This window comes from Mesorhizobium sp. M0910 (assembly GCF_040319465.1).
In the GTDB taxonomy this organism is placed as follows: Bacteria; Pseudomonadota; Alphaproteobacteria; order Rhizobiales; family Rhizobiaceae; genus Mesorhizobium.
In genome coordinates this window covers 466,422-487,071 of sequence record NZ_JAMYNZ010000002.1, presented here as the reverse complement: position 1 = coordinate 487,071, position 20,650 = coordinate 466,422, and the positions used below count along the sequence as shown (strand labels likewise).

The window sequence follows — 20,650 nt, the reverse complement described above, 5'->3', positions numbered from 1 at the left end:
CGCTACTTTACCGCACCGAATGTCAGGCCTCGGACCAGCTGCTTCTGGCTGAACCAGCCCATGATCAGGATCGGCGCGATCGCCAGCGTCGAGGCGGCCGAAAGCTTGGCCCAGAACAGCCCCTGCGGACTGGAGAAGGAGCTGATGAAAGCGGTAAGCGGCGCTGCCTCGGTGGTGGTCAGCCGGATCGTCCAGAACGCCTCGTTCCAGGCGAGAATGATGTTAAGCAGCATGGTCGAGGCGATGCCGGGCACCGCCATCGGTGTCAGCACGTAGATTATCTCGTTCCACAGCGATGCGCCGTCCATGCGCGCCGCTTCCAGGATCTCGCCAGGGATCTCGCGAAAATAGGTGTAGAGCATCCAGACCACGATCGGCAGGTTGATCAGCATCAGCATGACCATCAGGCCGATGCGGCTGTCGAGCAATCCGGTGTCGCGGAAGATCAGATAGATCGGAAACAGCACCGCGACGGCCGGCATCATCTTGGTGGAAAGCATCCACATCAGAATGTCCTTGGTGCGTTTGCCCGGCGAAAACGCCATCGACCATGCCGCCGGTATGGCGACGAGCAGAGCCAGGACGGTCGAGCCGACCGAGAGGAACACCGAGTTGAGGAAGAATTTGAAATAGCCGTTCTGCGCCTGGACCTCGGAATAGCTCTCCATGGTTCCCGACGGGAACAGGTTGAAGCCCTGGATGGCCTCCTGCTCCGACTTGAACGAGGTGATGATCGTATAGAGGATCGGGAAGAAGATCAGCAGGGCGACGATCCAGGCGGCCGCAGTCGCAATCGTCTTGTGCCGGGTGGTGACTGCACGTGCCATCTTATCCTCCCTTATTTGTCCAGGTTCTTGCCGACGGCGCGCATGGCGAAGAAGGCGACGATGTTGGCGAGAATGACTGCGATGATGCCGCCGGCGGACGCCTGGCCGATTTTGAACTCCAGCAAGGCCTTCTGGTAGACGAGGAAGGGCAGGTTGGTGGAGGCATAACCCGGGCCGCCATTGGTGGTGACCAGGATCTCGGCATAGACCGACAGCAGGAAGATCGTCTGGATCAGGATGACGACGGTTATGGCGCGCGACATATGCGGCAGCGTCAAATAGATGAAGCGGCTGATGAAGCCGGCGCCGTCCATTTCGGCGGCTTCCTTCTGCTCGCCGTCGAGCGATTGGAGCGCGGTCAACAGGATCAGCGTCGCAAACGGCAGCCACTGCCAGGCGACGATGATGATGATCGCCAGGAGCGGGTGCTGCCCGAACCAGTCGATCGGCTGCCCGCCGAAGAAGCGCGCAATATCGGCGAAGACGCCGTATTGCGGATGCATGATCATGTTCTTCCAGACAAGTGCCGCCACCGGCGGCATGACGAAGAACGGCGAGATGACGAGGATGCGGACGATGCCTTGTCCCCACATCGGCTGGTCGAGCAGAAGGGCCAGCAGGATGCCGCCGATCACCGTGATCAAAAGCACGCTGACGACGATGGTGAGCGTGTTGAGGATCGACTGCAGGAATGCCGGGTTGGAATAGAACAGCGCGTAGTTCGAAAACCCGACGAAGCCGTCGCGCATCGGATTGAGTGGGTTGTACTGCTGGAAGGAGAACCACAGCGTGAATGCCAGCGGCACAATCATCCAAACCAGCAGCAGCACCACGGATGGCGCCATCATGAAGCGGGCAAGCGAACGGGTCTGCTGAGTAGCCATGACGGTCACCCTTCGAGGTCGGCCAAGTTTTTCAGCGGCGTAAAGTTGGCCGCCCGAACTGGGATTCGGGCGGCCCGTGCCGGCTGCCATGGGCAACCGGCACCGGGAGGCGCCTTATTTGATGTACCCGCCCTCGGTCATCGTCGCGGTGGCGGCGTCCTGTGCCTGCTTCAAGGCGTCGTCGACGCTCGTCTGGCCGGCAAGGGCCGCCGAGAAGAGCTGGCCGACAGTGGTGCCAAGGCCCTGGAACTCAGGAATGGCGACGAACTGGACGCCGACATAAGGCACCGGCTTGACGGTCGGGTGCGTCGGATCGGCGGCGTTGATGGAATCCAGCGTCATTTTCGCGAAAGGCGCCGCCTTCTGGTACTCCGGGTTGTTGTAGAGCGAGGTGCGCGTTCCGGGCGGAACGTTGGCCCAGCCTTCCTTTGAAGCGACCAGTTCGAGATAGTGCTTCGAAGTCGCCCAGGAAACGAACTTTTGAGCGGCGTCGGCCTTCTGGGTGCCGGCGGGGATGGCCAGCGACCAGGCCCACAGCCAATTGCCGCGCTTGCCGAGGCCATTGTCCGGCGCCAGCGCATAGCCGACCTTGTCGGCGACGGTCGAGTTCTTCGGGTCGGAGACGAAGGACGCAGCGACGGTAGCGTCGATCCACATGCCGCATTTGCCCTGCTGGAACAGCGCCAGGTTTTCGTTGAAGCCGTTGGACGACGCGCCCTCGGGGCCGTCGGCCTTCATCAGGTCGACATAGAACTGCAGCGTGTTCTTCCATTCGGGCTGGTCGAATTGCGGCTTCCAGTTCTCGTCGAACCAGCGCGCGCCGAAGGAGTTCGACATGGCGGTCAGGAAGGCCATGTTCTCGCCCCAGCCGGCCTTGCCGCGCAGGCAGACGCCGTTCACGCCGTTGGCGCGGTCGGTCATCTTGTCGGCGGCCTGCTTGATGAAGTCCCAGGTCGGTGCATCGGGCATCTTGAGCCCGGCCTTGTCCATCAGGTCCTTGCGGTACATGACGAAGGAGCTTTCGCCATAAAACGGCGCTGCGTAGAGCTTGCCGTCGACCGACAGGCCGCCGGCTATGGCCGGGATGATGTCCTTGACGTCATAATCGTCGCCGAGCTTGTCGAGCGGCAAAAGCCAGTTCTGCTTGGCCCAGATCGGCACCTCATAGGTGCCGATGGTCATCACGTCGTACTGGCCACCCTTGGTGGCGATGTCGGTGGTGACGCGCTCGCGCAGGACGTTTTCCTCGAGCGTGACCCACTGTAGCTGAATGTCGGGATTTTTGGCGGTGAAGTCGTCGGTCAGCTTCTGCATGCGGACCATGTCGCCATTGTTGACCGTGGCGATGGTGATGGATTCGGCATGCGCGGCGAAAGCGAGGGCGCTGGCCGAGAACAGGCCTAGGGTGAACGTGCGAAGTTTCATCAAAATTCCTCCCATAAACCAAGATGAGCATTTGCCTTGGCTGTGGGCAATTACTCACCTGCGATGAATTCTGTCAAGACGGATTCGTTGCTGCAGCGCAGCACGCCGGGTCTCGTGCGGCGACAAGCTGGGACGTTTGCGGCATGTCTGACGAAAGATTTCAGCCGGGCTGATTGGCCCGGAGCTTTGCTGTCGGGCTTGCTGGGATTCAGCCTATTGGCAAGCGATCTCGCTCAGGATCCAATCGCGGAAGGCGCGGATCTTCGGCACGTTGCGCCGCGCCGTCGGATAGACCAGCCAATAGGCGTGGCCGTCGTCACCGACCAGATCAAAGGGCTGGATCAGGCGGCCGTCGGCAAGTTCGGCCTTGAACAGCGCCTTGGTGACGATCGCCACGCCGTGGCCGGCAATCGCGGCATTGGCCTCATAGGCCTGCGCGCCCATGCTGGTGCCGGGGCGCTTGGCCAGTTCCTCGACCGGCAGGCCGGCGGCGGCAAACCAGTCCCGCCACCAGATGTCGCCCGGGTCGAGGATCGGCAGCCGCAGCAGGTCGGCCGGCTCCTTGACGCCGCCGATGCTTGCCGCGAGCTTTGGACTAAGGACCGGCGTGAAATCGGCCCTGAAAAGCATATGGGTCTCGACGCCCGGCCAGTTGCCGGCGCCGGAGCGGATGGCGATGTCGATATCCTCTCTGGCAAAGTCGACAACCCTGTTCGAAGTATCGACGCGCACCGCCAGCGACGGATGCGCGACCTGGAACGAACCGAGATGCTGGGCCAGCCAATTGGAGGCAAAGGTCAGCAGCGTCGAAACGCAAAGCACGCCGTCGGCGCCGGTGCGCGCGGCGGCATAGGCGCCGCTCAACAGCGCGAATGCTTCGCTGACCGCGGGCGCCAGGCGTTGGCCGGGTTCGGTCAGCACGATGTGTTTTGGCTGGCGCAAGAACAGGGGCGCACCGATGCGCTCCTCCAGAAGCTTGATCTGATAGCTTGCCGCCGCCTGCGTCATGCCAAGCTCCTGGGCGGCCTTGGTGAACGAGAGATGCCGCGCCACCGCTTCGAATACCCGGATCGCCTGAAGCGGAGGAAGCTGCGAAACCAGCTGTCGTGAATTGAGCTCCGGCATAAGCCCTCCTTATGGGCAGTGATCGACGTTTGATTGGCGGCACCGGCCGGGCCTACCGATATTCCGTATTGAAGATCAATTACGCCTAGAGATAGCGAAGGCAGACGATCATGACCACAATACAGGAAAAGCTGCTTCTTGCTCCAGCCCATGGCTGGTTTTCACGGTTGGCGCGGGGATTGGCAAGGCACGCGGCGCGGAAACGGGCTTATCTCGACGTCCGGGAGCTGCCGCCGCATCTGCAGCGCGACATGGGCTTTCTCGACGGCAACGATCCATGCGGCCGGCACCAGTAGTGACGCTCGTTTATCGGGGATTCAGATACGTTTCGATTTCACATGATCGTTTCCGACCGCCAGCGGCTCGGAGATCATGCGCCCGCTAGCAAGGCGGCGGCGGTCCGCTCATCGGTGATCAGGCCGTTGACCAGCCGCCGGTTGACGGCGGCGAAGATGCCCGGCAGCTTGCGGTCGCCCATGGCAAGCGCGATCACCAGCGACTTTTCGCGCGACGGCAGCGGTGCCGACGACACCCGATCATTGGTAATACCCTCGATCATGCGGCCGTCACGATCGAACACCCAGCCGACGATCTCGGCGACGCCGCCGGCCTTCTGCAACGCCTTTAATTCACCCTCCGAAATGAAGCCGTCCTCGTAAAGCGGCGCCTTCGGACCGAGATCGCCTATGCCGACAAAGGTGACGTCGGCCTCAGCCGCAAGCGCCAGCGTCGGCTGGATCATCGGCTGGCTCAGCAGCATCTCGCGCTCCTCCGGCGAGGAGGCGATGACCGGCAAAGGCATCGGAAACGAGCGCGCCTTGACCCTGTCGGCCATGGTGAAGATGACGTTGTAGAAGGCGGCCGAGCCGTCCGGCGAGATGTTGCCGGTCAGCGACACCACTTTGTGCTGCGGGCATTCCATCGGCGGCAGTTGCTCGATCGCGGCCTTCAGCGTACGGCCGGTGCCGATCGCCATGACGATCGGCGTCGACGACCGCAGCCGCCGTTCGATCTCGGCCGCCGCCGCCTCGGCGACGCCGATGACGGTGGAGGAAGAAGAAGGGTCGCTGGGCACCACCTCGACCAGATCAAGCGCAAAGCGCGATTTCAGCCGTGCCGCAAGGTCGAGGCAATTGGCGATCGGATGGTCGACGCGCACCTTGATCAATCCTTCGGAGACTGCGAGCGACACCAGCCGCTGCGCCGTCTGGCGGGAGATGCCAAGCGTGGCGGCGATCTGGTCCTGGGTGTTGCCGGCAACGTAATAGAGCCAGCCGGCGCGCGCCGCATCGTCCAGCCTGTTGCCGCCGCTATCCTGCCGCGAATTCAAGTTCCTGCCTCCCAACCCCGCCGGGCAAAAGAGGCGGAGCGCCGTAGTTTCGCAGGGAATGAACTTGCGCGCAATTGCCTATTGCAAGAGCAATTGCTTAGGGCTGAGACTTGGGTGTTTGGAGCGAAGTGGCGGGTCGACCCAGTCTCGTTGCAACAGCAAGGCTGTCGAGGTCGCACAATCTCGGTCCAAAGCGCGTCGCGTTCAATCGGCCTTATGCGATGCGCCTTAGATTCTTGCTTTCTATGCATGTCCGTATCGCAAAACCGCTGCACACTTTTGCGCGACATGCATAGACGGGGACGCCGCGGTTTATCTCCCGCGCCAAACGCTTTAAGGGATTTTTGAGAATGGAGCCTTGCATGACGCCGAAAGCGGTTTTCTGGGATATGGACGGCACGCTGGTCGACAGCGAGCCGCTGCACGAAGCGGCGCTGATCGCGGCGCTGCACAGTGTCGGCATCGTACCGCCGGCCGACCTGCATGAGCGCGTGCTCGGCATCGCCGCATGGCCAGTCTACGAAATGCTACGCGACGAGTTCGGCCTCGACCTGCCTTTCGACGACTGGATCGTGCGCAAATACGATTACTATCTGCCGATGGCCCAAACGCTGACGCCGCGCAGAGGCGCGATCGAGATCTTCCACGAGTTGCGCGCGCTTAGCGTACCGCAAGCGGTGGTCTCCAACTCGGACAGGCTGATCGTCGATGCCAATCTGCGCGCCGTCGGCCTCGTCTATCCCGGCATGAAGACGGTCAGCCGCAACGACGTGCGTGAAGGCAAGCCGCATGCCGAACCTTTCCTGCGCGCCGCCTGGCTGGCCGACGTCGATCCCACCGAGGCCGTGGCGGTCGACGACAGCGTGACCGGCGCCACGGCGGGGCTGGCAGCGGGAATGAAGACGATCTTCTGGCCAGAGGTGCCTATGGAGGGGCCGCCGGGGGCGATTGTCATCAACAGCGCCGATGAATTGCGAGCCGAACTAGGGCTTTAAGCCAGGCCCGGCGGGACCGCGCTCAAGTCCGGTAGGCGGGTTCCTGCTCGTCGAGGATCGCCTTCAGTTCGGAGAGGTGGCGTTCGGCCTGGCCGGGATAGTCTTCCTGTTCCCTTGCCGCTTTCTCGGCGATCTCGTCCGACAGTACCCGCAGCGGCCGGCCGGTCCACAGCGCCTTGACATAGGTTTCGGCGGCGCGCTCGAAATAGAACATGCGGTTGAAGGTGTCGGCGACGCTGTCGCCGATGACCAGCACGCCATGGTTGCCCATCACCATCACCTTGACCTTCGGGTCGACAAGAAGCTGCGAGCAGCGCTCGCCCTCTTCCTCGAAGGCCAGCCCGCCATAATGAGCGTCGACGACATGGCGGTTGAAGAAGATTGCCGAGTTCTGGTCGACCGGCGGAAGCGTCGAGTCGGCGAGCGAGGCAAGCACGGTGGCGTGGATCGAGTGGACATGCATGACGCAGCGCGCATGACGCACGTTGCGATGAATGGCACCATGCAGGCCCCACGCCGTCGGATCGGGCGCATTCGGGCCGGAGAGCGTGCCGGGATCGTTGGCGTCGATCAGAAGCAGATCGCTCGCCTTGATGCGCGAGAAATGCACCTGGTTGGGATTCATCAGGAATTGCGAACCATCGTCGCTGACGGCCAGTGAGAAATGGTTGGCCACCGCCTCGTGCATGTTGAGCCGCGCCGTCCAGCGGAAGGCGCAAGCCAGATCGACGCGCTCCTCATAGAACGGCAGGTTGGTCAGCACTTCCTTCTGCAGGCGCGTGATGCTCATCGTAAACCTCCGTGAAAGAAGCAAGGATGCCGCGCGGCTGGAACACGCGCAACCGGTTTCGTTTGGTACAGGCGAGCGCCGTTATGCCGCCGTGCTGGTGGCCGCGCCGACCCGAAGCCCGCCATGCCCGACGATGAAATCGATCACCTCCTGCAGCCCCTTGCCGCGCGACAGGTCGGTGAAGCCGAACGGCCGCTTGCCGCGCATGCGGGCAGCGTCGCGTTCCATGATGTCGAGATTGACGTTCACATAGGGCGCAAGGTCGCTCTTGTTGATGACCAGGAAATCGGACCGGGTGATCGCCGGTCCGCCCTTCCTCGGGATCTCCTCGCCCTGGCAAACCGAGATGACATAGAGCGTCAGGTCGGCAAGATCCGGCGAGAAGGTGGCGGCGAGATTGTCGCCGCCCGATTCGATGAAGACGATGTCGAGATCGGGGAATTTTCTGGTCATCTCGGCGATCGCCTGCAGATTGATCGAGGCGTCCTCGCGGATGGCGGTGTGCGGACAGCCGCCGGTCTCGACGCCGACGATGCGATCCTCGGGCAGGGCCTGCAACCTGGCCAGCATCATGGCGTCTTCCTTGGTGTAGATGTCGTTGGTGACGACGGCGATCGAAAACTCGTCACGCAGTGCCTTGCAGAGCTTTTCGGTAAGCGTCGTCTTGCCCGAGCCGACCGGGCCGCCAATGCCGATGCGAAGAGGACCGTTGGGCGATATCATGCGGGGAACTCCGTGACGGCAAGAATGGCGAAGGCAAGCCCGATCAGCAGGCACAGCGGCGAATAATAACGCAGATCGAGCCGCGCGAAAGGCTGTTCGGGCGTCAGCCGGCGCCACCAGGGCGTGAAGCCGGCAATGCCGCGCGCCAGGAAAACCAGCGCGATGAGCAGCGACGTGGCGGCAAGCCCGGCCTTGGGAAACGGCGTGGCAAAGATGCCCTCGAGCGCCATCGGCCACAGTGTCGCCAGGCCAAGGCAGGCGGCAACGGCGAAGCTGGCGAAGGGTGCCGGCATCTCGTCGACGCCATGAAAGCAGATGACCGCACGAGCGCAGGAGGCGGCGTCCCTGCCCGGCCAGATGCCGCCAATGCCCCAATAGACATGCAGTGCTGTGATCAGCAGCAGGACGAGCGAGACGGCGAAAGCGAGGACGATCATGAGCGGAACAGCCGCGAATACTGGGCCTCGTGCTTCATCGCCGTGATGTCGGAGATAAAAGCGCAGCCGCCGAGATCATCGAGGGTCGAGCCGGCAGCGCGGTCGGACGTAGCCAGGGCAAGCGGCTCGAAGCCGGCTAGCAGCGCGGTGGCGCCGGTCTGGCCGACGGCGCCGAGCCGGATCGCGGCCTGAACAAGGTTGGAGAAGAAGGCCTGCAGGAAGGCGGCCAGGGCGTCCCGCAGCGAAATGCCGTGATCGCCGGCAACAGCGCCGACGGCAACGCAATAGGCACATTCGGTCGGCAGGCGATCCAGCACCTGGCACGGCCAGGCGGAGGCTGCTTTCAGGAAAGCGGCGCCCTGCAGCATCGTCTCGGTATGACGCTCGCGCGAGCCTGCCAGAGCTTCGGCAAGGGCGACGATTTCATCGAGATCGCCGGTTTCGCGCGCCCTGCGCCAGCTTTGGGCAAACAGCACCGCATCATTCCAGCCCGAACCCATCTCGACGAGCGTTTCCAGCCACGCGGCGAGATCTTTGCTGTCGGCAACCAGCCCGGCATGCACGGCTTGTTCCAGGCCATGGCTGTAGGAAAAGCCGCCGACCGGGAAGGAAGGCGACAGCCACGCCATCAGCCGCAACAAAGCAATATTGGAAGGCTGGGCAACGCTGGAAGGCCGGTCAGTCATGGTCATGGTCGTGCGAATGGCTGTGGGAATGAGAATCGCTATGGCTATGGGAATGCGCTTCGGCGTGGCTGTGCGCATGTGCCTCGGCATGGGCATGGCCGTGCCCGCCATGCGCGGAATAGGCGCCGCGCACCGGCTTGAACGGTTCGGAGACGTCGCTCACAATGGCGCCCAATCCCTCCAGCATCGTCTTAATGACATGGTCGCGCAGGATGAGGATGCGGTTAGCCTCGATGGCGGCGGCGAGATGGCGGTTGCCGATGTACCAGGCGAGCTCGGCGAGATGGATCGGGTCGCTGCCCCTGATATCGTAGAGCGGCTCTTCGGCCGCGATGATCTCGATGTGGCGGCCATCCTCCAGCACCAGCCGGTCACCATGGTTCAACGTCACCGGTTCGGGCAGGTCGACCAGCACCTTGTCGCTACCGGCCGTTTCGATGGCACGACGGCGCAGATGCCGCTCGTCATGGGCAAGCACCGCCCGGTCGTATGGCGTGGTGGTTCCGGCTTCGCCTGCGGCCAGGACGGCGACTGCGCGCGGGAATTTGGTGAAGTCGGTGCGAATATCGAGCTTCATGTAAAAACTGCCTCTCCCAAAAGCCTAGCCTATCGCGTCCGCCGCCCCAATGGCGCTCAAACAATCGTGTCGAAGAGCCGCATGATAAACGATACCTGATAGACGAGCGCGCCGGCGACAAAGGCGATGTGAAAGCGGCGGTCGCGCAGCAGGACCGCAATGACGCAAAGCGCGACGAAAACCGGCGTGCGGATCAGATATTCGACGCCGAAATGGGCGAAATGCGCCGGCCCTTTCAGCAGCGTGTCGACCACGTCGAGCAGATAGGTCGCCGCCAGCAGGCCGAAGAACCAGGCCCGGCGCGAATAAAAGAAATCCTCATAGCTGGTGTAGTCCAGCATCGAGTCCGGAAACAGCAGCGCGCAGAGCAGGAACAGCGTGACGGCGTAGAAGATGATGAACAGGTATTTGCCGAAGGTCCAATTCTCGATCTGGAAGAGGCCGAACTCCCACCACCAGAAATGCACCAGCATCAAAAGCACCGACGCAACCCAGGCGAGATGCACGGGATAGAGCCGGTACTGGCTGGGATGCTGGACGATACGGGCAAGCCCCGACAAAAGCCGGGTGACGCCAAGGCCGATCACCATGCCCAGGACGATGCGGATATGCGGGAAAATGTCGTGGGCGTAGGGGAGTTGCTGGTCCATAGGCCTGGCGCGGCATGTTCTACATCGGTCGTTCTAACGCCTATGGTTCAGAACAGGAAGTAGCGTTGCGCCATCGGCAGCACGGTTGCTGGCTCGCAGGTCAAGAGTTCGCCGTCGGCGCGGACCTCATAGGTCTCCGGGTCGACCTCGACATGCGGCGTGGCGTCGTTGAGCACCATCGAATGCTTGCCGATGCCGCCGCGGGTGTTCTCGACGGCCACCATCTGCTTGTCGACGCCGAGCCTGCCGCGCAGGCCGGCGTCGAGCGCGGCCTTCGAAACGAAGGTCACCGACGAATTAGTCATCGCCTTGCCGTAGGCGCCGAACATCGGCCGATAGTGCATCGGCTGCGGCGTCGGGATCGAGGCGTTGGGATCGCCCATCGGGGCGGCGGCGATCATGCCGCCGATCAGCACCATGTCCGGCTTGACGCCGAAGAAGGCCGGGTTCCACAGCACAAGGTCGGCGCGTTTTCCGACCGCCACCGAGCCGATGTCCTTCGACAGGCCATGCGCGATGGCCGGATTGATGGTGTATTTGGCGATGTAGCGGCGGACGCGGAAATTGTCGTTGTCGCCGGTCTCCTGCGGCAGCGAACCACGCTGGCGCTTCATCTTGTCGGCGGTCTGCCAGGTGCGGATCGCCACTTCGCCGACGCGGCCCATGGCCTGGCTGTCCGACGAGATGATCGAGAAGGCGCCGATGTCGTGAAGAATGTCTTCGGCGGCGATGGTTTCCTTGCGGATGCGGCTTTCGGCAAAGGCGATGTCTTCGGGGATCGACGGCGACAGATGGTGACAGACCATCAGCATGTCGAGGTGCTCGGCCAGCGTGTTGACCGTGTAGGGACGCGTCGGATTGGTCGAGGACGGAATGACGTTGGGCAGACCGCAGACCTTGATGATGTCAGGCGCGTGGCCGCCGCCGGCGCCTTCGGTGTGGAAGGCATGGATGGTGCGGCCCTTGATCGCCGCGACCGTGTTTTCGACGAAGCCGGACTCGTTCAGCGTGTCGGTGTGGATCATCACCTGCACGTCGTAATCGTCGGCGACCGACAGGCAGCAGTCGATTGCAGCCGGTGTCGTGCCCCAGTCCTCATGCAGCTTCAGCGAGCAGGCGCCGGCGAGCACCATCTCCTCGAGCGCGGCAGGTAGCGACGCGTTGCCCTTGCCCGACAGGCCAATATTCATCGGGAAGGCGTCGAAAGACTGGATCATGCGCGCCAGATGCCACGGCCCCGGCGTGCACGTGGTCGCCAGCGTGCCGTGCGCCGGGCCGGTGCCGCCGCCGAGCATGGTGGTGATGCCCGACATCAGCGCTTCCTCGATCTGCTGCGGGCAGATGAAGTGGATATGCGCGTCGAAGCCGCCGGCGGTCAGGATCTTGCCTTCGCCGGCGATGATCTCGGTGCCGGGACCGATGATGATGGTGACGCCGCCTTGGGTATCCGGATTGCCGGCCTTGCCGATCGCGACGATGCGGCCGTCCCTCAAGCCGATGTCGGCCTTGACGATACCGGCGGTGGCATCGACGACCAGCGCATTGGTGATGACGGTGTCGACCGCGCCTTGCGCGCGTGAAACCTGGCTCTGGCCCATGCCGTCGCGGATGACCTTGCCGCCGCCGAATTTCACCTCCTCGCCGTGAACGGTGAGATCCTTTTCGACCTCGATGAACAGCTCGGTGTCGGCGAGCCGGACTTTGTCGCCAACGGTCGGGCCGTACATCTGCGCATAGGCGGCGCGGGTGATTTTAGCCATCAGCAATTGCTCCCGAAATACAGCCCGAAAATACCGCTTGTCGAAGGCGGGCCCCACATTGCCGCCATCCTATGATCACGCAATGACCCGCTGAGCGACACTTTCCGATCCCATTTGGCGTTTGAGGTGGCCGGGTCACCCCAAAACGACCATTTGCCAATCGATGGAAAGGAACATCCATGCGCAAAACGACCCTTCTGGCAGCCGCCGCCACGCTGGTGCTCGCAACCGCCGCCAGCGCCCAGCAACAGCCTGCGCAGCAGCCCAGTCCGGCGCCGGCCGCGCCTGCTCCTGCCGCGCCCGGAGCGCAGCCACAGGCGCCCACCATCCAGGCGATCAACGTCGTCGACATCAAGGATCTGCCGGCGGACACTCAAGCCAAGGTCAACGAGGTGATCGCCAAGCGCAGCGACGCCGATCTGCAGAAACTGCGCGGCTCGATCGACGCGACACCGCAGGTCAAGTCCGCACTCGAAGCCAAGGGGCTCACCTCGGCGCAGGTGATCGCCGCCAGCATGAGCACCAATGGCGCGCTGACGCTGATCACCAAGAAAGCGAGCTGACGAGACGAGGCGGCGGGCCGGCGCCCGGTCAGCCCGCCGCATCGCAAAGGGAACCTTCACGGGGGACGTTTCGTTTCGGTCCTGTCGCCCTGACACAAGCCTCGAAAAGGACCCTGAGAACGAGCGATGGCGATCACCACCTTCTCCGACACCAGATGGGTGCATGGCATTGCCGCGACCGCGTTTCTGGCCGCCAGCATTCCGCACGCCGCGCTGAACGCGCAGAGCCTCGACAGCGCCGAGACCGTCAACCGGATCGTCGGCTCGGAGGTCGGCCAGGAGGAGACCAAGACAAATGCGGAAGCCGGCAAGGTCAGCTCGGCGATCGACCGCACGCGTGAGAACATCGCTGCCGTGCGAAAGACATCCAAGCTCGACAAAGTCGATATCGTGTTTCTTACCGACGCCGCGCGCACCGAAGGCGGCCCGCCGCCGGCGATCGAAAGCAAGGTCAGGCAACATCGGGACGACATTGCCGAGCTGCGCAAGGAGATCGAGGCGAACGCATTGCTGTTCAACGCTATCGACTCGCGGCGAGTGCAGACCGAGGACGTTCTGGCGGTTGAATTCGACGATTCGGGAAAGGTCGTCATCTATGCGGCGGCCAAGCCGCCCGGCTGAGCCGAAACTGCTCGACGCCTTCGATCTCACAGCTTGCCCATGATCTTCTGCTGAAATCCGTAGACCTCGCGCTTGCCGCCGAACGGCACTAGCGTAACATCGCGCTCCTGGCCGGGCTCGAAGCGCATCGCGGTGCCGGCGGCGATGTCGAGGCGCATGCCCCGCGCCTTGTCGCGATCGAATCTCAGCCCTTCATTGGTCTCGAAGAAATGATAGTGGCTGCCGACCTGGATCGGCCGGTCGCCGCTGTTGGCCACCTTCATGGTGACCGTCGGCAGTCCCTTGTTCAGTTCGATCTCGCCGCTTGCCGTGATGATTTCGCCGGGGATCATCACTGCCTCACAGGATGCCGAAGGCGAGGCCGGCGCCAATCGCGGCACAGGCGGCGCCAGCGGCGCGGGCAAGCCCACTGAAGCGCCAGCCGAGGCCGAGACCAGCCGTGATGCCGACGGCATGGAGCAACGCGGTGGCAACGGCAAAGCCTGCGGTATAGCCAAGCCCAGCGGCATTTTCAGGCACCTCGGTGCCGTGGGCGTAGCCATGGAACAGCGCAAACAGGCCGATGACGGCGACGCCGGCCGAGACGGGAAGATCGACGGCGAGCGCAACCAGCAGCCCGAGTGCCACGACGGACGCCAATATGGCCGGCTCGACGAAAGGCATCGGCACATGCAGCATACCGAGCGCGCCGCCGGCCAGCATGACGCCGACGAAAGCCAGCGGCCATGCCCAGATCGCCTTGCCGCCCCTGAGCGCCGCCCATAGGCCGACGACAATCATCACCGTCATATGATCGAGGCCGGAGAGCGGGTGGGAGAAGCCGGCGGTGAAGGACGAAACCGTGCCGACGCCGACATGGGCATAGGCCGGCATAGCTGCCGCCAGCAGCAGGGCCGCCGACAGCGTCGTGCATTTCATCGTAGCGGGGATCATCGGCGTAGCTTCCATCTTCGAGATCATCATGCCTCTCACGCCGCCTTGCGGGCCGGACCGCAGCCTTCTGCCTTGAGGACGCGCTTGGTGGAGGCCGGATATTTCGTCAGCAGCGCTGCCGGACGGATCGGGCGAGCCGAGAAGTTGCCGCCGCAATTCGGGCAGGCGCCGCCGAGCACGTTTTGTGCGCAGTCGGCGCAGAAGGTGCATTCGAAGGTGCAGATCACCGCGTCCGTCGCATCGGGCGGCAGATCCTTGTCACAGCATTCGCAGTTCGGACGCAGCTGAAGCATTTTCCTCTCCTTGGCGATTTTATCTGATCGGCTCGTGCACGGTCACCAGCTTGGTGCCGTCTGGAAACGTCGCCTCGACCTGCACATCGTGGATCATTTCGGCAATGCCTTCCATCACCTGGGCCCGGGTGACGACATGGGCGCCGGCCTCCATTAGCTCGGCGACGGCGCGGCCGTCGCGGGCACCCTCGATGACGAAATCGGTTATCAGCGCGATCGCTTCCGGATGGTTAAGCTTGACGCCGCGTTCGAGCCGCTTGCGGGCCACGATCGCCGCCATGGCGATCAGCAGCTTGTCTTTCTCCCTCGGCGTCAGATTCATGCGTTTTCCTGCAGTGGCACAATCGAAATCAGAGTGACCATAATTTGGGCAGGCCCGCCCGTCCGTTGAGCAATTCGACAAGCGGCACCAGCCGCTTGCGGAGCTGGTAGCCGTCCTCGGCGAACAGCCGAGCAAGAAGCTTGCCAGATTTCCGCACGCTCCAGAAACTGACGCCGCCCTGTCCGCCGACCATGGCCCGGGTCGGCTCGAGCAAAGCTTCTGCCCGCGACGACACCATCAGCAGCGTCGCTACGGCGGCGGCACCACCGGCAACCGCCGGACGGTTCAAGGTGGCGGCAATGTCGGCACCGATGCGGAACTCCTCGGCGTGAATCAGCGCCCCGTCCTGGCGGACGCGCCAGCGATCATGGAATTGGCCTTGCGAAGCCCGTTCGCCCATGGCCAGGCGGCCGAAGACGGTAGCTTCCAGGATCAGCGCCTCGGCTCCGGCGGCAAGCTCCACGTCAAGCGTGCGGGCAAAGGCCGAGCGGTCGAAGACGATGGTTTCCTGCGGCAGCCAGGCAATGTGGCCGCCTTCGCCGGCGCTCAATTGCACCCGCACTTCGGCGCGGTCGGATGCGGCGCGATAGATTTTCTCGCAGGCCTGCGTCGTTATCGTTGCGGACGCGCCGGCACCGACATCGACCTCCCAGGCGAGACGGTCGCCACCGGTCAGCCCGCCGGCAGTGTTGATCAGGACGGCTTCGAGCGGACCGGCCGAGACTGCCGGCATGCGGATCTTGGCCGAGCCGTCCTGGTACAGGCGCCGAAGACGCGTGCGGCCTCCGTTCCAGTCGCAGCCAAGCCGTGCAACGCCGGCAACGCGCTGGGCCGGCGGCACTGAGGTCAAGCTATTTGCGATCGTGTCCACGACACCAACGTTAAGCACTGCGGCGGCTTTGTCGATATATAGCTTGTTGCTTGACAGCGTTTCGGTTTCTATAGAGGGAGCCACCTTGGTACGGTCACCGGCGCCTGGCGGGGGTAAAAGGCGACGATGACGGCGTAATCGAGGACAAAAGGGGCGCTGATCAGTTGGCGTCGGGAAACGACAGAGTTGGGGAAGAAACCGAATGGCTGACCAGCTGGCAAACGATATCATCGCCAAGATCAAGGCTCATGCCGAGCCGGGCGGCGAGGAAATCACCACCAGTACCGAACTGACCGCGCTTGGCATCCATTCGCTGGAACTGACGGAGATCATCTTCGATCTCGAGGAAGAGTATGGCATCGAAATCGAGATGAACACGGTCGATGCCTGGAGCAATCTGAAGAATGTCGGCGACATGGTCGAGGCGGTTCGCGCGCTGATCGCGAAAAAAGCCTGACTGAATGCACAAGCGCATCGTCATCACGGGCATCGGCGGGTTATGCGGCCTCGGCACCAATGCACCGGCAATCTGGAATGAGATGCGCGCCGGCCGTTCAGCAATCGGCGCGATCGACAATCCGCTGCTGCATGATCTGAAGGTCAAGGTCGGCTGCGAAATCAAGGCGCTTCCCGAGCACGGCATCGACCGCAAACAGGTCGTGTCGATGGACCGCTTCAGCCTTCTGGCGACGATCGCCGCGCGGGAGGCGGCACAGCAGGCGGGATTGAACCCGCACGCGGCCAACACCTACCGGATGGGCACCATCGTCGGCGTCGGCGTCTGCGGCTGGGAGGCAATCGAAGAGAACTATCGCGCCATCCTGCTCGAAGGCAAGAACCGCGCCGGCATCTTCACCGTACCGAAAGTAATGCCGGGCGCAGCCGCCGGCCATGTCAGCATGAATCTTGGTCTGCGTGGACCGGTGTTCGGCATCACCTCTGCCTGCTCGTCATCCAACCACGCCATTGCCTCCGCGGTCGATCAGATCAGGCTCGGCCGGGCCGACGTCATGGTCGCCGGCGGCACCGATGCGCCACTGGTCTGGGGCATCCTCAAGGGCTGGGAAGCCCTGCGGGTATTGTCGCCGGACACCTGCCGGCCGTTTTCGGCCGACCGCCAGGGGCTCGTGCTCGGCGAAGGCGCCGGCATGGTAGTGCTGGAAACGTATGAGCATGCCATGGCGCGCGGCGCCGCTATTCTTGCCGAAATCGCCGGCGTCGGCCTTTCCGCCGACGCCTCCGACATCGTCGCGCCAACTATCGAAGGGCCTGAGGCGGCGATGCGCTTCTGCCTCGTCGACGCCGGGCTCAATCCGGAGGACGTCGACTATCTCAACGCGCATGGCACCGGCACCAAGGCCAACGACCAGATCGAGACGGCGGCGATCAAACGCGTGTTCGGCGACCATGCCTACAAGCTTTCTGTCTCCTCGACCAAATCGATGCATGCCCACTGCCTCGGCGCATCCGGCGCGCTGGAAATGATCGCCTGCGTGATGGCGATCCGCGAAGGCATCGTGCCGCCGACCGCCAATTATCGGGAAGCCGACACCGACTGCGATCTCGACATCACGCCGAACGTGGCACGCGAGCGCGCGGTGCGCACCGCGATGAGCAACAGCTTCGCCTTCGGCGGCACCAATGCGGTGCTGGCGGTCAAGGCCGTGTGACCACACCCTTTGCGGGCCTTTCACCGGGGCCGGTGAAACTTTCCATGCGCATATTGATCGCGCCAGGCGTCGCGCCTAACTCACTGCGACCCGCCATGACCATGCCGCTCGGCGCGGTCCCCGACCAGGAGTTTCGATGACCGATCTGTCCGCGTTTCCGATCGCCAGGCGCTGGCCGGCGAGCCACCCCGACCGCATCCAGCTTTATTCGTTTCCGACGCCGAACGGGGTGAAAATATCGATCGCGCTGGAGGAACTTGGCCTGCCCTACGAGCCGCATGCCGTCGACATCGGCAAGAACGAGAGCTGGACGCCGGAATTCCTGTCTTTGAACCCGAACGGCAAGATCCCGGCGATGATCGATCCGGACGGCCCGGGCGGCAAGCCGATCGGCCTGTTCGAATCCGGCGCCATTCTGCTTTATTTCAGCGACAAGACCGGCAAGCTGGTCCCGGCAGACGCAACGCTGCGTTACGAGACGATCCAGTGGGTGTTCTTCCAGATGGCTTCCATCGGGCCCATGTTCGGCCAAGTCGGTTTCTTCCACAAATTCGCCGGGCGCCAAATCGCCGACAAGCGCCCGCTCGAGCGTTATCGCGACGAGTCGCGGCGGCTGATCGGCGTCCTCGAAACGAGGCTCAAGGGCCGCAACTGGATCATGGGCGACGATTACACCATCGCCGACATTTCGATGCTTGGATGGGTGCGCAATCTGATCGGCTTTTACGAGGCGCGGGACCTCGTCGGTTTCGACGATTTCCCGGGCGTGGGCGCATGGCTGGAGCGTGGCCTTGCCCGGCCGGCGGTGCAGAGGGGCCTCACCATTCCGGCCAGAGCCTGATCAGAACCCTGACTGCCCCGGCTATTTTGCCTTGGTCCGGGGTTTCGAGCCGCCCTTGCCGACTACGGAAGCGGCAAGCGACGCCGCACCTTTGGCGGTCGCAAGCACGGCACCGGCGGCGACATTGGCCGTTGCCTTAACGGTGCGCATCGCGCTGCCTGCGATCGATCCTCTGCTGCTTGCCGACCTTTTGGCCTTGGGTGCAGCGGCTTTGGCCGCGGCAGGCATCACCTTTTTCGGCGCCGCCTTGCCAAAGCTGGGCTTTGCCGCATCCTTGGAGTGGGCCGCTCCTGCCGGGCCGGCGCTGGTTTTCGCTCGAGTGATTTTTGATCGTGTTACCTTGCCCTTGGCGGGCGCAGGCTTTCTTGCCATGGTTTCCATCTAACCGTTCCCTCATGCAATTGCCGTGTCCGGGATAACGGCCTGAAAGTGTTAAGGTTCCGGCCGAACAGTCCTTACCAGATCAGGCCTGTCCACCGACCACCAGGTCGGCGGGCCGCCGACGGGCAAGCACGCGGTCGATGTTCGGCATGTCGTTGGAAGCAATCCAGGCGCGCGCGTCCTGGTCGGACCGGCCGTGCTCGTGCCATCGCTCGAGCAGTCGGCGCTCGAGCTCGGCGCGCGGCACGTCGACGAAGATAGAGTAGTCGAACAGCGGCGCCAGCCGCGTCCATGGCTCTTCGTCGAGCAGCAGGTAATTGCCTTCGACCAGGATGAATTTGGTCTCGGCGGCGATGATCGCAGCGGCAGCGCGCGACAGCTCCATGCTGCGGTCGAACACCGGGATGGCGATATCCGGCTCGCCAGCGCGGATGCGCTTCAGCAGCGCTTCGAAGCCGGCAAAATCAAAGGTTTCCGGGGCACCTTTTCGCTGGCGAAGGCCGCGCCGCTCGAGCACGACGTCATCGTAGTGGAACCCGTCCATCGGCACGACTTCCGCCGTGCCTTCCGGCAGCAGGTCATGCAAGCCTGCCGACAATGTCGACTTGCCGGCGCCGGGCGGACCCGCAATGGCAACAATGAAGCGCGGCGCCTTGCCGGCGCGCTTGAAAATGGTAGCGGCGAGATGGGCGATCTCAGACATTGGCATCCGTTAAGATGGTTCTGGCGCATTTTGGCGGCAGTTTTCGAAAATTTCAAACGCGGCTTGTGCCAGGCCTTCAATCGGGCCTGGACTGGCTGATCCGCAGGAAATCGTTGTCGAAGCCGATGTCGCGCTCGGCACCGTCAGCCGCCAGGATGCGCATGCGGCCCGGCGAGGTCGTGACGTCGCGCGGCGGCTCGCCGGATGGCCATGGCAGTGCGCCGATGACATGGCGGAACGAAAAGCGGCGCCCTTCAGCAAGGGCAAAGGCGGTCGCCACGCCTTCATGCTTCAGCCAGTTGTCGCCGAGCGACGCGGCATGGCCGACGGCCGTGCGGCCGTCCTCGATGCCGAGCACGCCGCGGTGGCGGCCGCTCCATGGCGCGTAATCGCGCCCGCCATTGCTGACCCACAGCATGGTGACCGGCAGTTCGGCCGGGTTCTTCAGCACCAGCACGAGGTCGGCTTCCGCCTGGCGCGCCAGCGCGGTCCAGCCCGGTCCGCCATGGTCGGCCTCGACCAGCGTGACGAAGTCCTCACGCAGCTGGTCCATGCGATAGGCGGTCAGGTCGATCGTGCCGCCGTCGGCGGCGGGAAAGCGCGTCAGGTCGGTGCTGCGCGCCGGGTAGGCGAGCAAAGAGCGGCCGCGGGCCGGATCGGGCTCCGGCGGCTCGTTCGGCGTCGCGGCAAGGCGCTTCGGCGAGAACGCCAGCCTGCCGCCGGCCTTCATCACCGTCATCGGATGGTGGGCGACCGGAATGGCGCCGGCCCCGCCGGAAAAGACGTGCTCCTGATAGAGAAAGGGATGATCGTCGCGCACGATCAGGATCTTGTCGACGCTCGCGCCCATGACCGGGCGCTGCAGCCGCAAGACGGCGCGCCAGCCATCGACCGTTGCCGCGCTGTCGACGACGTCCCAGCGACTATTGGCCGGCCAGCCATGCAAAGGTGCCTCTTCGACGTCGCTGATCGAGAACGGCGCGCAGAGGAAATCGCCGGACAGGTGGACCGTACCTTCAGGCAGATCTTTCGGCAGCGTCTCGCGCGGCTCGCCGACCCAGGGTGCGCGATGCAAAGGGTTCAGCCGAAGGCCATCGATATCGACCGCCATGTCGGCGAGATGGCCGACGGCAAGATCGACCGATACCGAAATGCCTTTTGCCGTGATCGTGACCGTATCCATGTGCACCTACCGATTCTGCCAGCCCGAATTCAGGCGGCCCGATTCTGCCGGCGCCAGCAA

28 protein-coding genes are annotated in these 20,650 nt (G+C 63.6%); 8 read left to right on the top strand and 20 right to left on the bottom strand.

What is annotated here, in order from left to right:
• Positions 1-2 precede the first annotated feature (2 nt).
• From NKH78_RS06295 to gcvA, 4 genes are all read right to left on the bottom strand, one after another.
• A complete protein-coding gene (locus NKH78_RS06295; protein ID WP_352476993.1) occupies positions 3-827 on the bottom strand; it encodes a carbohydrate ABC transporter permease in 825 nt (274 codons plus the stop codon).
• An 11-nt stretch (positions 828-838) separates the two neighbouring features.
• Complete coding sequence (locus NKH78_RS06290) at positions 839-1,711, bottom strand: carbohydrate ABC transporter permease (RefSeq protein WP_031195183.1); 873 nt, start codon at positions 1,709-1,711, stop codon at positions 839-841.
• 114 nt (positions 1,712-1,825) lie between these two features.
• Positions 1,826-3,136 carry an ABC transporter substrate-binding protein gene (locus tag NKH78_RS06285; protein WP_254815834.1) on the bottom strand — a complete coding sequence of 437 codons (1,311 nt, stop codon included), beginning with the start codon at positions 3,134-3,136 and terminating at the stop codon, positions 1,826-1,828.
• Positions 3,137-3,349: 213 nt separating this feature from the next.
• Complete coding sequence (gene gcvA, locus NKH78_RS06280; RefSeq protein WP_352686354.1) at positions 3,350-4,261, bottom strand: transcriptional regulator GcvA; 912 nt, start codon at positions 4,259-4,261, stop codon at positions 3,350-3,352.
• A 110-nt stretch (positions 4,262-4,371) separates the two neighbouring features.
• Between gcvA and NKH78_RS06275 the strand changes: the two genes are divergently transcribed.
• On the top strand, positions 4,372-4,557 hold the full coding sequence (locus NKH78_RS06275; RefSeq protein ID WP_254815832.1) for a hypothetical protein: 186 nt from the start codon (positions 4,372-4,374) through the stop codon (positions 4,555-4,557).
• A gap of 74 nt (positions 4,558-4,631) precedes the next feature.
• On the opposite strand, the gene NKH78_RS06270 is transcribed toward NKH78_RS06275, so the two are convergent.
• Positions 4,632-5,591, bottom strand: a complete 960-nt coding sequence (locus NKH78_RS06270) for a sugar-binding transcriptional regulator (RefSeq protein ID WP_352686350.1) — start codon at positions 5,589-5,591, stop codon at positions 4,632-4,634.
• Between the two features lie 362 nt (positions 5,592-5,953).
• On the opposite strand from NKH78_RS06270, the gene NKH78_RS06265 reads away from it, so the two are divergent.
• The gene (locus tag NKH78_RS06265; protein ID WP_352686347.1) at positions 5,954-6,586 is read left to right on the top strand and encodes an HAD family hydrolase; all 633 of its coding nucleotides are present in this window, start codon (positions 5,954-5,956) and stop codon (positions 6,584-6,586) included.
• A gap of 22 nt (positions 6,587-6,608) precedes the next feature.
• On the opposite strand, the gene NKH78_RS06260 is transcribed toward NKH78_RS06265, so the two are convergent.
• The 7 genes from NKH78_RS06260 to ureC form a co-directional block, all read right to left on the bottom strand.
• Positions 6,609-7,376 (bottom strand): class II aldolase and adducin N-terminal domain-containing protein, encoded by a 768-nt coding sequence (locus NKH78_RS06260; protein WP_352686345.1) that lies wholly within the window; start codon positions 7,374-7,376, stop codon positions 6,609-6,611.
• Positions 7,377-7,457: 81 nt separating this feature from the next.
• The gene (gene ureG, locus NKH78_RS06255) at positions 7,458-8,099 is read right to left on the bottom strand and encodes an urease accessory protein UreG (protein ID WP_352686343.1); all 642 of its coding nucleotides are present in this window, start codon (positions 8,097-8,099) and stop codon (positions 7,458-7,460) included.
• Positions 8,096-8,536 carry a DUF3995 domain-containing protein gene (locus NKH78_RS06250; RefSeq protein WP_352882318.1) on the bottom strand — a complete coding sequence of 147 codons (441 nt, stop codon included), beginning with the start codon at positions 8,534-8,536 and terminating at the stop codon, positions 8,096-8,098. The genes ureG and NKH78_RS06250 overlap by 4 nt, the downstream gene beginning before the upstream one ends.
• On the bottom strand, positions 8,533-9,222 hold the full coding sequence (locus NKH78_RS06245; RefSeq protein ID WP_352686341.1) for an urease accessory protein UreF: 690 nt from the start codon (positions 9,220-9,222) through the stop codon (positions 8,533-8,535). The genes NKH78_RS06250 and NKH78_RS06245 overlap by 4 nt, the downstream gene beginning before the upstream one ends.
• Complete coding sequence (locus NKH78_RS06240) at positions 9,215-9,799, bottom strand: urease accessory protein UreE (protein WP_352882314.1); 585 nt, start codon at positions 9,797-9,799, stop codon at positions 9,215-9,217. Before NKH78_RS06240 ends, NKH78_RS06245 begins: the two co-directional genes overlap by 8 nt.
• Before the next feature lie 56 nt (positions 9,800-9,855).
• Positions 9,856-10,449, bottom strand: coding sequence for a hypothetical protein (locus tag NKH78_RS06235; protein ID WP_352686335.1), 594 nt, complete (start codon positions 10,447-10,449; stop codon positions 9,856-9,858).
• Between the two features lie 47 nt (positions 10,450-10,496).
• Positions 10,497-12,209 carry an urease subunit alpha gene (gene ureC, locus NKH78_RS06230; RefSeq protein WP_502899780.1) on the bottom strand — a complete coding sequence of 571 codons (1,713 nt, stop codon included), beginning with the start codon at positions 12,207-12,209 and terminating at the stop codon, positions 10,497-10,499.
• Positions 12,210-12,388: 179 nt separating this feature from the next.
• On the opposite strand from ureC, the gene NKH78_RS06225 reads away from it, so the two are divergent.
• Positions 12,389-12,772 carry a hypothetical protein gene (locus NKH78_RS06225; protein WP_023677006.1) on the top strand — a complete coding sequence of 128 codons (384 nt, stop codon included), beginning with the start codon at positions 12,389-12,391 and terminating at the stop codon, positions 12,770-12,772.
• 126 nt (positions 12,773-12,898) lie between these two features.
• Positions 12,899-13,393 (top strand): hypothetical protein, encoded by a 495-nt coding sequence (locus NKH78_RS06220; protein WP_352820256.1) that lies wholly within the window; start codon positions 12,899-12,901, stop codon positions 13,391-13,393.
• 26 nt (positions 13,394-13,419) lie between these two features.
• Here the strand turns inward: NKH78_RS06220 and NKH78_RS06215 are convergent, their stop codons facing one another.
• The 5 genes from NKH78_RS06215 to NKH78_RS06195 are packed head-to-tail and all read right to left on the bottom strand — an operon-like array spanning position 13,420 to position 15,812.
• Positions 13,420-13,725, bottom strand: a complete 306-nt coding sequence (locus NKH78_RS06215) for an urease subunit beta (protein WP_352476983.1) — start codon at positions 13,723-13,725, stop codon at positions 13,420-13,422.
• 7 nt (positions 13,726-13,732) lie between these two features.
• Positions 13,733-14,326, bottom strand: coding sequence for a HupE/UreJ family protein (locus NKH78_RS06210; protein WP_352477099.1), 594 nt, complete (start codon positions 14,324-14,326; stop codon positions 13,733-13,735).
• A gap of 35 nt (positions 14,327-14,361) precedes the next feature.
• Positions 14,362-14,619, bottom strand: a complete 258-nt coding sequence (locus NKH78_RS06205) for a DUF1272 domain-containing protein (RefSeq protein ID WP_254815822.1) — start codon at positions 14,617-14,619, stop codon at positions 14,362-14,364.
• Positions 14,620-14,638: 19 nt separating this feature from the next.
• Positions 14,639-14,941 carry an urease subunit gamma gene (locus NKH78_RS06200; protein ID WP_352882310.1) on the bottom strand — a complete coding sequence of 101 codons (303 nt, stop codon included), beginning with the start codon at positions 14,939-14,941 and terminating at the stop codon, positions 14,639-14,641.
• 28 nt (positions 14,942-14,969) lie between these two features.
• Complete coding sequence (locus tag NKH78_RS06195; protein WP_352882307.1) at positions 14,970-15,812, bottom strand: urease accessory protein UreD; 843 nt, start codon at positions 15,810-15,812, stop codon at positions 14,970-14,972.
• A gap of 202 nt (positions 15,813-16,014) precedes the next feature.
• On the opposite strand from NKH78_RS06195, the gene NKH78_RS06190 reads away from it, so the two are divergent.
• The 3 genes from NKH78_RS06190 (at position 16,015) to NKH78_RS06180 (ending at position 18,323) form a co-directional block, all read left to right on the top strand.
• Positions 16,015-16,269 (top strand): acyl carrier protein, encoded by a 255-nt coding sequence (locus tag NKH78_RS06190; RefSeq protein WP_023677013.1) that lies wholly within the window; start codon positions 16,015-16,017, stop codon positions 16,267-16,269.
• 4 nt (positions 16,270-16,273) lie between these two features.
• On the top strand, positions 16,274-17,482 hold the full coding sequence (locus NKH78_RS06185) for a beta-ketoacyl-[acyl-carrier-protein] synthase family protein (protein WP_254815821.1): 1,209 nt from the start codon (positions 16,274-16,276) through the stop codon (positions 17,480-17,482).
• Positions 17,483-17,618: 136 nt separating this feature from the next.
• Positions 17,619-18,323, top strand: coding sequence for a glutathione S-transferase family protein (locus tag NKH78_RS06180; RefSeq protein ID WP_352686332.1), 705 nt, complete (start codon positions 17,619-17,621; stop codon positions 18,321-18,323).
• Between the two features lie 21 nt (positions 18,324-18,344).
• Here the strand turns inward: NKH78_RS06180 and NKH78_RS06175 are convergent, their stop codons facing one another.
• Positions 18,345-18,473 carry a hypothetical protein gene (locus NKH78_RS06175; protein WP_302893450.1) on the bottom strand — a complete coding sequence of 43 codons (129 nt, stop codon included), beginning with the start codon at positions 18,471-18,473 and terminating at the stop codon, positions 18,345-18,347.
• Here NKH78_RS06175 and NKH78_RS06170 point away from each other — a divergent pair.
• Entirely contained in the window at positions 18,466-18,708 is a 243-nt protein-coding gene (locus NKH78_RS06170; protein ID WP_352686329.1) for a hypothetical protein, read from the top strand. The two genes, NKH78_RS06175 and NKH78_RS06170, sit on opposite strands and share 8 nt — an antisense overlap.
• Before the next feature lie 78 nt (positions 18,709-18,786).
• Here NKH78_RS06170 and NKH78_RS06165 read toward each other — a convergent pair whose 3' ends face one another.
• Positions 18,787-19,407 carry a nucleoside triphosphate hydrolase gene (locus tag NKH78_RS06165; protein ID WP_254815818.1) on the bottom strand — a complete coding sequence of 207 codons (621 nt, stop codon included), beginning with the start codon at positions 19,405-19,407 and terminating at the stop codon, positions 18,787-18,789.
• 76 nt (positions 19,408-19,483) lie between these two features.
• Entirely contained in the window at positions 19,484-20,590 is a 1,107-nt protein-coding gene (locus NKH78_RS06160; RefSeq protein ID WP_352686326.1) for a hypothetical protein, read from the bottom strand.
• Between the last annotated feature and the right edge of the window lie 60 nt (positions 20,591-20,650).